The organism is Candidatus Kaistella beijingensis (assembly GCF_020084865.1).
In the GTDB taxonomy this organism is placed as follows: Bacteria; Bacteroidota; Bacteroidia; order Flavobacteriales; family Weeksellaceae; genus Kaistella; species Kaistella beijingensis.
In genome coordinates this window covers 1141815-1154254 of sequence record NZ_CP071953.1, presented here as the reverse complement: position 1 = coordinate 1154254, position 12440 = coordinate 1141815, and the positions used below count along the sequence as shown (strand labels likewise).

The 12440-nt window shown below is 36.8% G+C and carries 10 protein-coding genes; 6 read left to right on the top strand and 4 right to left on the bottom strand.

From position 1 onward, the window contains the following. Positions 1-115: 115 nt before the first annotated feature. From J4771_RS05380 to J4771_RS05365, 4 genes are all read right to left on the bottom strand, one after another. Positions 116-1330, bottom strand: coding sequence for a TolC family protein (locus tag J4771_RS05380; protein ID WP_224137190.1), 1215 nt, complete (start codon positions 1328-1330; stop codon positions 116-118). A 199-nt stretch (positions 1331-1529) separates the two neighbouring features. Next, positions 1530-4700: an efflux RND transporter permease subunit gene (locus tag J4771_RS05375; protein ID WP_224137188.1), complete on the bottom strand. Its 3171-nt coding sequence runs from the start codon at positions 4698-4700 to the stop codon at positions 1530-1532. 121 nt (positions 4701-4821) lie between these two features. Further along, entirely contained in the window at positions 4822-5340 is a 519-nt protein-coding gene (locus J4771_RS05370; protein WP_224137186.1) for a hypothetical protein, read from the bottom strand. A 93-nt stretch (positions 5341-5433) separates the two neighbouring features. After that, entirely contained in the window at positions 5434-5817 is a 384-nt protein-coding gene (locus tag J4771_RS05365) for a hypothetical protein (RefSeq protein ID WP_224137183.1), read from the bottom strand. A gap of 129 nt (positions 5818-5946) precedes the next feature. Here J4771_RS05365 and J4771_RS05360 point away from each other — a divergent pair, with 129 nt between their 5' ends. The 6 genes from J4771_RS05360 to J4771_RS05335 all read left to right on the top strand — a co-directional run bounded on the left by J4771_RS05360 (position 5947) and on the right by J4771_RS05335 (position 12398). After that, entirely contained in the window at positions 5947-6150 is a 204-nt protein-coding gene (locus tag J4771_RS05360) for a hypothetical protein (protein WP_224137182.1), read from the top strand. Positions 6151-6247: 97 nt separating this feature from the next. After that, positions 6248-7975, top strand: a complete 1728-nt coding sequence (lysS, locus tag J4771_RS05355; RefSeq protein WP_224137181.1) for a lysine--tRNA ligase — start codon at positions 6248-6250, stop codon at positions 7973-7975. Between the two features lie 73 nt (positions 7976-8048). After that, the gene (locus tag J4771_RS05350; protein ID WP_224137180.1) at positions 8049-8759 is read left to right on the top strand and encodes a hypothetical protein; all 711 of its coding nucleotides are present in this window, start codon (positions 8049-8051) and stop codon (positions 8757-8759) included. A 75-nt stretch (positions 8760-8834) separates the two neighbouring features. After that, positions 8835-9308 carry a GIY-YIG nuclease family protein gene (locus J4771_RS05345; protein WP_224137179.1) on the top strand — a complete coding sequence of 158 codons (474 nt, stop codon included), beginning with the start codon at positions 8835-8837 and terminating at the stop codon, positions 9306-9308. A gap of 237 nt (positions 9309-9545) precedes the next feature. Next, a complete protein-coding gene (gene gyrB, locus J4771_RS05340) occupies positions 9546-11480 on the top strand; it encodes a DNA topoisomerase (ATP-hydrolyzing) subunit B (protein WP_224137178.1) in 1935 nt (644 codons plus the stop codon). A gap of 114 nt (positions 11481-11594) precedes the next feature. Then, entirely contained in the window at positions 11595-12398 is an 804-nt protein-coding gene (locus J4771_RS05335; RefSeq protein WP_224137177.1) for a DUF3298 and DUF4163 domain-containing protein, read from the top strand. Positions 12399-12440 lie beyond the last annotated feature (42 nt).

Here is a 12440-nt window from a genome sequence, read left to right as displayed (position 1 = left end):
TTATAAATTCTTTAGTTTAATATAATTTGAATTGGTTTGAAATTGTTTGATAATTGGCAATTCAATAATTCAAATTCTTATTTTTAAATTCACTATTCACAGCGAGACGGATTCACTATTCACTTTTCAAACTGTTCAGTTCTATAATTTTTTCGTTTAAAAGTTTCTGCGCATCAATGTATTTGTTTTGGATGTCCAAACTTTGGTTCACGAGCATTGTGTATTCCAAATAGTTGATTTCGCCTTCTTTTTGGAGTAAATTAGCGGTAAACATTATGGTTTCTGCGTTTTTTAAACCTTTGGTTTTGTAATATTCGATTTCTGATTTTAGTTTTTGATATTCTCCGTAGGTTTTTGCGTATTGGTTTTTTAGGTTGCGAACCGTCAATTGATAGTTGTTTTCGGCAATTTGTTGGTTGATTTTTTGTCCTTCAATCAACGATTTTTGGGCAGAATTGAAAATCGGCAAACCAACACCAATCACGCCTGATTGAAAGCGGTGCATTCCGTCGTAATTTTTGTCATCGGCTCCGTTTCCTCGCATTGTCATTGATTTTAGTCCGACATTAAAGCTTGGTAAAAGTTTCTTTTTTTCGGCTTCCAATCTGGCGTTTTCGATGTTTTTTTGCTGCTCCAACTGTTTTAAAACCAAGGAATTTCCGGCATAGTTTTCATCAAAAATTAAATTCATATTGTAGAAGTCTTCTTTTTGATTGGTGTAAATTTCGCCATCATTAATGAGGTAATTGAATTGATAAAGCGCAACGTCACGGTCTTTCAGAAGACTTTGGGTTTGGATTTCCGCCTGACTTCGATAATTTTCTGCTGTCGTTTTTTCTAAAATATTGCTTTCGCCCGCTTTCAAACGAAGTTCGGATTTTTTGTAATATTCTGAATAAATATCCTGCGCTTTTTTTAACAGTTTTTGCTTTTCATCATAATAATTTAAGCTGTTGTAAATCAAAGCAATTTCACGCTTCAGTTGCCATTTTTGAACATCTAAAGCCAGCGCTGCATTTTTCCATTCTTCCAACAAAACCTGTTTCTGACTTTTATAAAAAGCAGGTAAACGAAGCGTTTGATTAACAGAAATTCCATTATCCACATACGCCGAGTTCATCTGTCCGATTTCTCCGGAAATATTCAGCGGGTCCATAACGGCGTAGGAATTTTTTATTTTGTCCTGATAATTTATCCGTAATTGTCCTGATTTTACGTTCAGGTTGTTGTTAAGGGCTTTTTCATAGGCGGTTTCCAAGGAAATTGGAGTTTGCGAAAATCCAATTTTGAAAACCGAAAAAGTGAGTATTATTAATAGTTTTTTGTTCATTTTATTTTAGATTTTAAACCACAAAAGGCACAAAAGTTATTATTTTTTGAGGTGGAACGAATTGGTTTTAGAAGTGCACATAAATTTTAAAAATCGATTTTATTTCTAAAATTTTACTTTCAAAGACGGCAAAGAAGTTTTTCATCTTCCGTCTTCGGACTTCGGTCTCCCAACTTCCAACTTCCAACTTCCAACTTCCTTACAACTCATATCCATCCTCTGCATCACTGATTTCTTTTAATTTTCTGCGTTTATCCGGCAAATGGGTTTCAAACCAAATATACATTACCGGCAAAAGATAAAGCGTGAGATAAGTTGCGAGCAAAAGTCCGCCGATTACTACGGTTGCGAGTGGTCGCTGAACTTCGGCGCCTTCTCCGGTGGAAGTTGCCATTGGCAAAAATCCGAGAGAAGCAACGAAAGCCGTCATCAAAACGGGACGCAAACGTGTTTTTCCGCCGATTTTTACGACATCGCGCAAATCTTTGTGGAATTCTTTTTGGCGGTTAAATTCTGCAATTAATACAATTCCGTTCAATACAGCAACACCGAAAAGTGCGATGAAACCTACACCTGCGGAAATACTAAAATTCATATCGCGCAACCAAAGCGAGAGAATTCCGCCGATTGCCGAAAGTGGAATTGCTGAGAAAATCAGCAAACCGTATTTGATGGAATTGAAGGCGAAATACAGCATCAATAAAATTAATAATAAACTCACGGGAACAGCAATTCCAAGGCGTGATTTTGCCTGTTGAAGATTTTCAAATGTTCCGCCGTATTTTATGGAATAACCTGATGGAAGTTTCAGATTTTTTTCGACACTTGCCTGTAAATCTTCAACGGTGGATTGAATATCTCGCTCACGAACATTGAAACCGACGATAATTCTTCGCATTGCATTTTCTCGCTGAATTTGGTTGATACTTTCCTTCAACTCAACATTGGCGACGGAACTCAACGGAATTTCACTTCCCATCGGTGTTGAAATCAGCAAATTATTGACATCTTCTACATTTTTTCGTTTTTCGCCGCTCAAACGAACGACCAAATCGAATTTTTTCTCGCCCTCAAAAACGGAACCGGTGGCTTGTCCCGCAAATGCGGTGTTCACGATGTTGTTCACATCATTTACATTCAAACCAAACTGCGAAAGTGCTTCTCTTTTATAGGTAATTACAATTTGCGGCATTCCCGAAACGGGTTCCACATAAATATTTTGTGCGCCGTCGATTTTTTTTGAAATTTCGCCTAATTTTTCAGCGTAAACCTTCAATGTATCGAGGTTTTCACCATAAATTTTACAAACCACATCTTGTCTTGCACCCGTCATCAACTCGTTGAAACGCATCGCAACAGGATATTGAAAAGAGTAGGTAACGCCAATCATATTTTTCTTGAGTTCGGCGGACATTTTTTCGGAAAGTTCGTTGTAGGATTTCGCGGAAGTCCATTCATCACGAGGTTTTAGGATTATCATCATATCACTCGCATCAATCGGCATCGGGTCGGTCGGAATTTCGGAACTACCGGTTTTTCCTACAATTTTTTCGATTTCAGGGAATTTTTTCAATAAAATTTGAGAAGATTTCTGAACGGCATCCGTTGAAGTTTTCAAATTACTTCCGGGCAAAACTCTTGTATCTACCGCAAAATCACCTTCAGGAAGACTTGGAATAAATTCGCCGCCCAATCTCGTCATCACAAAAATCGCTACGAAAAACAATCCAACCACACCGAAAAACACGATGTTTGGAATTCTCAACACTTTATTTAATGAAAAATCGTAAAGCCTTTCCAATTTTTCCATCATTTTGTCGGAAAAGTTTTTCTTATGCTCAATTTTTTTGGAAAGAAACAGCGTACTCATCATCGGAATGTAAGTCAACGAAAGGATAAATGCACCCAACAAAGCGAAAATTACCGTTTGCGCCATTGGTTTGAACATTTTTCCTTCAATTCCTTGAAGCGTGAGAATTGGAAGGTAAACGATAAGGATAATGATTTGCCCAAAAACAGCAGAATTCATCATTTTACTAGCAGAAGTATAAACTTCATCATCCATAAATTTTTGGGAAATGGTTTTTCCCTGATAGATTTTTAAGTGCTGCAATCGGTGTAAAACCGCTTCCACAATGATAACAGCTCCATCGACAATCAACCCGAAATCGAGCGCTCCCAAACTCATCAAGTTGCCGGAAACACCGAAAATATTCATCATAATGATGGCAAAAAGCATCGCTAAAGGAATTACGGACGCCACCAAAAGTCCTGCACGGAAATTTCCAAGGAATAAAACCAACACGAAAACTACGATTAATGCACCTTCCATCAAGTTTTTTTCTACTGTTCCAATCGCGTTGTTCACCATTTTTGTGCGGTCGAGAAATGCGTCAATTTTCACACCTTCAGGAAGTGTTTTTTGAATTTCTTCAATTCGGGTTTTTACTTTGGCAATCACCTCGTTGGAGTTCGCGCCTTTCATCATCATCACAACTGCACCCGCAACTTCGCCTTCGCCGTTGTAAGTCATGGCACCGTAGCGAATGGCTTTTCCGTATTGAACGGTTCCGATATTTTTAACCAAAATTGGTGTTCCGTCGGGAAGATTTTTCACGACAATATTTTCGATGTCCGAAATTTTTCCAACCAAACCTTCGGTTCTAATGAACAAAACACTCGGACCTTTTTCAATATAAGCGCCGCCTGTATTTTGGTTGTTTTTGGAAAGTGCGTCGAAAACTTCGGTCATCGTAACGCCCATCGATTGCAGTTGGGACGGATTTATGGCGACTTCATACTGCTTCAAATCGCCACCAAAACTCGCAACATCGGCAACACCTTCCGTTCCCACAAGTTGTCGGCGAACTACCCAATCTTGAATAGTTCTGAGTTGCATCGAGTTATAACGGTGTTCGTAACCTTTTTTTGGACGAACAACATACTGGTAAATTTCTCCCAAACCTGTGGAAATCGGCGCCATTTGTGGAGTTCCCAAACTTGTGGGAATGTCTTTGGAAACCTGTTGCAATCGTTCTGCAACCTGTTGACGCGCCAAATGCAAATCAATATCGTCCTCGAAAACTATCGTAATGACGGAAAGTCCGAAACGTGAAAAACTGCGCATTTGTTTAATCCCCGCAATATTATTATTCGCCTGTTCCAACGGAAAAGTGATAAACCTTTCCACATCGGGAGCGCCCAAACTTGGCGAAACCGTGATGATTTGCACCTGATTATCGGTGATATCAGGAACCGCATCAATCGGTAATTTTTTAACTTCAAAAATTCCGTAAATAATTAAACCCAAAGTCATTAAAATGATGATGAGTTTGTTTTTTATGGAAAATTCTATGATTTTGTTTAACATTTTTTATAGTTTTTTGCTCACTGATGACACAGCTTTTCACGGATAATTTCATTTTAAATTTTTTCACTCAGATATTCTATCTAAAGGTAACTGTGAAAATCTGTGCAAATCCGTGAGAGGATTAATCTTCGTGGTTTTCTTCGCCTTTTTGATTGTTTTCGCCACCGTTTTCATCATGGTCGCCGTTTTGAACGGTTGCGCCGTTGCGAATTTCCGTGTGACGAATTTCTCCGCCTGTATTTCCTGCTTTTTGTGCAAAATATATGGCAGTAACTGCAACGATCAAAGTAATAAATGGGAAAAATTTTGAAAAAGTGAAGTTTTTGAAACTTGATAAAAGTCCAATCAGTGAAATTCCACCCAAAAGATAAGAAAATGCGGCGAAAAGTTCTGCGGCTTCTTCGTGAGTTTTTATCAAACTTTCGGAAACTCCGGAAATGTTTTCTACGCCTTCTTCAGCGCCTTCTCCGGTTGCCATCGCTGCAATAGAAGCGATTGCGCCAAGAATGAAAATTAGGTATGCGTTTCTTTTTGAAACCTCGGACTTTGTGAAAACTCCGATTAAGAGAATGATAATTCCTACGAATGGAAATATGATGGGCAAATGGTTGACAACCAAATGCAAGTGTGCGTTATTCATTTTGATAAAATTTAAAAATTTGCTTTTGTATAATTTTAAACGATGTCAAATCAATAAGATAAGACACAATTTATTATCGAAAAAATTTTTAAATTAAATCTTAGGCGGTTGCCAAATTTTTTGAAAAACGGAAGGATAGAATGTTTCAGAATAAGCGAAATTCTGCTTTTTCTCTACGAATAATTTTTTCTGTTCAAAATTGAACTCAATTTTCTTCGGCGGCACTACCAAATTGATAGAAATTGGCGATAAATCGTGCGTTTTAAACGGCAAAGACATATCCTGATTGTAATCTGAATCCTTCACAGGAGCATCCAAATAATGCATCTTGATAAAAGAATAAAGTGTGGTGTTTTTGTCGCGAAGTTCGTGGGAAATATAGTGTTCAATAAGGTTGGGAAGTTTCAAGACCTGTCTTGCTTCTGTGAAGGACAGAAGGTAAAGCGAAAGTAAAAAATAGGTCAGTAACTTTTTCAACGCTATGATTTTCTCCTACAAAGTTATAGAAATAAATTATTCAAAAAATATTTTCCATAGAAATTAGAATGATTAAAAACATGTTTACTAAAGTTTCTCTTATTTTTGCGCAAAAATAAATTTAAAATTATGAAAAAATCAGTATTTGTATTATTTGGAATTGCAGTTTTGGTAAGTTGTTCAAAGAAAAATAAATCTTCCGAAAGTAACGTGATGATGGAAGAACCAAAAGTAGAGGTTACAGATTCTGCATCAGCAGCGAAACCTTCAGACCAAGCGGTTGTTAAAACGGATGCTGTTGCAGTTAAAGTGGATTCAACAGCAAAAAAATAGTTTTTGTTGAGGTACAATCTCAATAAAGAGACGGCTTATTGCTGTCTTTTTTTATGAAAAAATCCGTATTTTTGCACGTTTAAAAAGATTAAGAAAAATGTCGTTATCAGAACAGGAAATTATCCGCCGCGAAAAATTGCAGAAACTCACTGAATTGGGGATTGATGCGTTTCCGGCAGCCGAATATAAAATCACCGATACCACAAAATCCATCAAAGAAAATTTCGAGGAAGGCAAGAAAGTCATCATCGCAGGTCGATTGATGAGCCGCAGAATTCAGGGAAAAGCAAGTTTTGCGGAATTGCAGGATTCGGAAGGAAAAATTCAGGTGTATTTTAACCGTGATGAAATTTGTCCGGGCGATGATAAAGAACTGTATAACGATGTTTACAAACATCTTTTGGACATCGGTGACATCATTGGTGTTGAGGGCGAATTGTTTAAAACTCAGGTTGGTGAAATGACGGTGATGGTGAAAAATTTCACGCTATTAACCAAATCTTTGCGTCCACTTCCCCAAGCAAAAACTGATGAAAATGGAGTAGTTCACGATGCTTTCAATGACCCGGAATTACGTTACAGACAGCGTTACGTCGATTTAACGGTAAATCCGCAAGTGAAAGAAGTTTTTGTAAAAAGAACAAAATTGTTCAATGCGATGCGAAACTTCTTCAATGACGCAGGTTATTTTGAAGTTGAAACCCCGATTTTACAGTCGATTCCGGGAGGAGCTGCAGCTAGACCTTTTATCACGCATCACAACGCTTTGGATATTCCTTTATATTTAAGAATTGCGAACGAACTGTATCTGAAAAGATTGATTGTTGGTGGTTTTGACGGCGTTTATGAATTCTCCAAAAATTTCAGAAATGAAGGAATGGACAGAACCCACAATCCGGAATTTACGGCGATGGAAATTTACGTTGCCTACAAAGATTACAGTTGGATGATGGATTTCACTGAAAAATTGCTCGAAAGTTGTGCAGTGGCCGTAAACGGAACGACAGAATCTCAATTTGGAGAACATAAAATCAATTGGAAAGCGCCTTATCCCAGAGTTTCGATGACGGAAGCTATTGAAAAATTTACAGGTTTCGACATCACCGGAAAGTCTGAAAAAGAATTGTACGATTTCGCAAAATCCATCGGAATTGAAGTGAATGAAACGATGGGCAAAGGAAAATTAATCGACGAAATTTTTGGCGAAAAATGCGAAGGAAATTTCATTCAGCCGACTTTTATCACCGATTATCCAATCGAGATGTCGCCTCTAACCAAAAAGCATAGAAGCAAGGAAGGTTTAACAGAACGTTTCGAATTGATGGTTTGCGGAAAAGAAATTGCAAACGCCTATTCCGAATTAAACGACCCGATTGACCAAAGAGAGCGTTTTGAAGCACAATTGGCGCTTTCAGAACGTGGTGATGATGAAGCGATGTTTATCGACAACGATTTCCTCCGCGCTTTGGAATACGGAATGCCACCAACTTCAGGACTTGGAATTGGAATGGACCGTTTGATTATGTTTTTAACGAATAATGCATCGATTCAGGAAGTGCTCTTTTTTCCGCAGATGAAGCCTGAAAAAGTCCTCACCCCGACCCTCTCCGAAGGAGAGGGAGTAAAGCACGTTGAATTGGGAGAAGACGAAAAAGTGATTTTAGAAATTTTAAATTCTCAAGAAGAGCCGATGGAATTGGCAGAAGTGAAGAACCGCAGCCAACTTTCAGGTAAAAAATGGGATAAAGCATCGAAGAATTTAACGAAGAATAATTTGGTGAAAGTGGAGAAAATCGACGAAAATTTATTGATGAGTTTGATTTAATTTTAAATTAGTACTTATTATCTATATATCTAGGCAGTCGTGAGATTGCCTATTTTTGTAGAATTATTTGAATATGGAATTAAGTAAAATTAGAGAATTGGTAAATCATTACGAAGACAAAATTATTACAAATTTTGAAGAAAATTTCAGTCGTCTAGTGTTAGAAGATTTTTATGAAGGAGGATTCGAAGAAAGGATTGAGGACGAATTTTATTACGAAGGATACTTTAGAACTTATGAACAAGGAATCATTAATTTGCTGTTGGAAATTGAAGATTGCTTTGATGATGAATGTCAATCAATGAAATTACGGTTAATCCGAATGAAGCGAAAAATAGATACTTATATGTCGAAAGTGAAGAAAACCGAAGATGAAGAAGTGAGTTTTAAATATAAAAGAAAATCTCAATTTCTTTTAAATTCAAATATTGATCAGGAGTTTTTTATTAAAACCTTACATCAGAAATTATCTGAAAACAAACTGCTTGTTGACGATTTTGAAACTTTCAAAAAACATTTCAGTATTGATTGGGACAAGAAAATTCAATGGTTAGGAACAGAGTTACAATTATCAAACTTAATTTTTCTTTTAATTCAAGACAAATATTTAGATTCAGAAACAGATACTTTTCGGCACAAATTAGTTTGCTCTCATTTCATTAATAAGAAAGGTAATGAGTTTAAAGAGAAACAATTGAGTTCAGTATTTGCAGAAAAGAAGGAAACGATTCCAAAAGACGATGTTGTTTACAAAATACTATATGAATTGGGTACTGAATTATGAGAAAATTAGCACTCATCGAAAATAATTATCTCAATATTATCTTTGTTTAACAAACTAATTTTTATCTATACAATTATGAAAAATTTTGATCAAAAAGAAATGATTGATAACGGTTTTACAGGATTTAAAACTATTGCTGAATTACTGGTTAATAAGAATTTAATTCCAAAAGAACATGGAGTTTATTTGATTCTTTGTTTGGAGAAAGAATGTAAGTTTCTTGAAATTGGTACGGGTGGATTTTTTAAAGGAAAGGATCCAAATGTTAACTTGGAGACTTTGGAACAAAATTGGGTAAATGCAAGTAATATAGTTTATATAGGAAAAGCAACAGATTTACAGAAAAGATTAAATCAATATTTTAATTTTGGAAATGGAAAAAATGTAGGTCACTATGGTGGTCGGCTTATTTGGCAGTTGGAAAACTCAAAAAATTTGCAAGTTTGTTGGAAAGTGACAAGCGAAGATCCAAGAATAATTGAAGCAGAATTGATACAAAAATTTTCAACAAAATTTGGAAAGCGACCATTTGCAAATCTTGTAGGATAAATAGTTTGTATTAGCGTAAAACTACGCTTTAAAGTAAAAACTCACTCCAACCAAATCCTCAAAATTCCGAGGATTTTTTTGTGGAAAACTTCTCCCTTTTCTAACACTTTTTAACTTTCATATCCCGATAATTTTCAGTATTTTTGTTGGTCTTTGCAAACCGCAAAAACAATCAGAAAATTTAAACAAAATCATCAATTGCTGAAGGCAGATAGCCGAAAGCAGATTGCAAAAATTATGAGTCAAAAACAATATACAGCAGACAGTATTCAAGCATTAGAAGGAATTGAACACGTTCGATTGAGACCTTCAATGTACATCGGTGATGTGGGGACAAGAGGTCTACACCACTTGGTTTATGAAGTAGTAGATAACTCTATTGACGAGGCTTTAGCAGGACATTGCGATACGATTGCGGTTACCATTCACGAAGGTGAAAGTATTTCCGTAAAAGATAACGGTCGTGGAATTCCCGTAGATTTTCACCAAAAGGAACAAAAATCCGCTTTGGAAGTAGTCATGACGAAGATTGGTGCAGGTGGAAAATTCGACAAAGATTCCTATAAAGTTTCCGGTGGTCTTCACGGAGTTGGGGTTTCTTGTGTGAATGCACTTTCAACTTCTTTGATTGCGACCGTTTCCCGAAATGGAAAATTATATCAACAAAAATATTCCAAAGGAAAAGCCTTGGCTGATGTTGATGAAATCGGAACTTCCGACCATACCGGAACTGAAGTTTTCTTTCAACCAGACGACACGATTTTCCAAGACTTGGTTTACAATTATGATACTTTGGCGGCAAGATTGCGCGAGTTGGCGTTTTTGAACAAAGGAATTACCATTACTTTAACCGACGAGAGAAATAACGACGAAAACGGTGAGCCAAGATTTGAAAAATTTCATTCGGAAGGTGGTTTAAAGGAGTTTGTTGAATATATCGATGGAAACCGTGAAGCCATTATGCAAAACGTCATCTTTATGGAAGGCGAAAAAGACAGCATTCCGGTGGAAGTTGCGATGCGCTACAACACTTCCTACAACGAAAATCTTCACTCCTATGTGAACAACATCAACACGCACGAAGGTGGAACTCACCTTGCAGGGTTCAGACGTGCTTTGACGCGTACTTTGAAGAAATTCGCGGACGAACTTGGACTTCCTGCAAAAGAAAAAGTGGAAGTTACCGGTGACGATTTCCGTGAAGGATTGACTGCCGTGATTTCCGTGAAAGTAATGGAACCTCAGTTTGAAGGGCAAACCAAAACAAAACTCGGTAACTCCGAAGTTTCGGGCGCGGTTGATAAAATCGTGGGCGAAATGTTGACCAACTTTTTGGAAGAACATCCAAACGAAGCAAAATTGATCGTACAGAAAGTAGTTTTGGCTGCAAAAGCGAGACAGGCAGCAAAAAAAGCGAGAGAATTGGTTCAAAGAAAATCTCCGATGGGCGGAAGTGGACTTCCCGGAAAACTTTCTGACTGTTCCTCCAAAGACCCTGAAATTTCTGAAATTTTCTTGGTTGAGGGTGATTCCGCAGGTGGAACCGCAAAACAAGGTCGTGACCGTCATTTTCAAGCGATTCTTCCGTTGCGAGGTAAAATTTTGAACGTGGAGAAATCAATGCTTCACAAAGTGTACGATAACGAGGAAATCCGAAATATTTACACCGCACTTGGAGTTTCCGTAGGAACTGAAGAAGATTCCAAAGCATTAAACATCAGCAAATTACGTTATCACAAGATCGTAATTATGACCGATGCCGATATTGATGGTTCCCACATTTCAACCCTGATTCTGACGTTCTTCTTTAGATATATGAAGGAATTAATTGAAAACGGTTACATTTACATCGCACAACCTCCTTTATATTTATTGAAAAAAGGAAATAAAAAAGTGTACGCTTACAACGAAAAAGAGCGTGAAGATTTCACTTTGGAAATGTCTCCCGACGGAAAAGGTGTTGAAGTTCAACGTTACAAAGGTCTCGGTGAAATGAATCCTGAACAGCTTTGGGAAACTACCTTAAATCCTGAAGGAAGAATTTTAAAACAAGTTTCTATTGAAAGTTTGGCAGAAGCAGACAACGTTTTCAGTATGTTGATGGGCGACGAAGTTCCACCAAGACGGGAATTTATCGAGAAAAATGCGATCTACGCAAAAATTGATGTTTAATTTCTTAATATAGAAAATTTAAACTTCGAAATATTTTTTTTAAAAACCGTTCAAACTTTTTGTACGGTTTTTTTGTGAACAAAATGTATTTTTTTATATTTAGAAATGCGAAAAATGAAATTACATTATCTATTATTTACAGCGCTGTTCATCGCCTGCAATAAAGCAAAAGTTGAAACAAAATCCGCCATTGAACCAGAGAAAATGGAGCTTCAAAAAACAGCTTTATCTGCAATTGATTCGGTGTCGGTAAACGATTCAGTGAAGGTTAATGAAAATTTAGTGGTTGCTTTCAAATCAAAAGCTTTGGTTTTTGAAAACATTAAAAACAAAGGTGTTCTTGACAGTATTTATGCCGTAAAAAATATCGATTTGGATGAATACACTTCAGAAAACATCCTTACAGCACTGAAAAAACAACAGCAGAATTATTTCGAGCAAAACAAAAAAGACGCAGCAGATTTGGTACGCGACTTTGCACAAACTTGGTACGAAAACTCAGACATGAAAGTCCATTCAAACGAAAATAATTTACTGACCATTCAATATACAAGTGACGGATTTTCAGGCGGTGCACACGGTTTCTACAACGAAATTTACAAAGTTTTCGACTTGAAGGAAAATAAAACGGTACAACTTTCAGATATTTTGATGACACCAGATTCTAATATTTGGAAACTCGCTTTGATGGACAATTTCCTGAAAAACGATGCCGGAAAAGGACAAAGCGAAATGCTTTTGGTAAAGGAAATTTCACCGAACAACAATTTCTATTTTGACAAAGAAAATTTGTACTTTCTCTATAACCAATATGAAATTACCGCTTATGCAGCCGGCCCAGTTTTGATCAAGATTCCATTTTCAGACATAAAACTGATGGTAAAGCCTGAATTTTTAAAAAGAATCGCAGTACAATAAATTTTCAAAAAGCAAATCAATTTGATTTGCTTTCTTTATTTT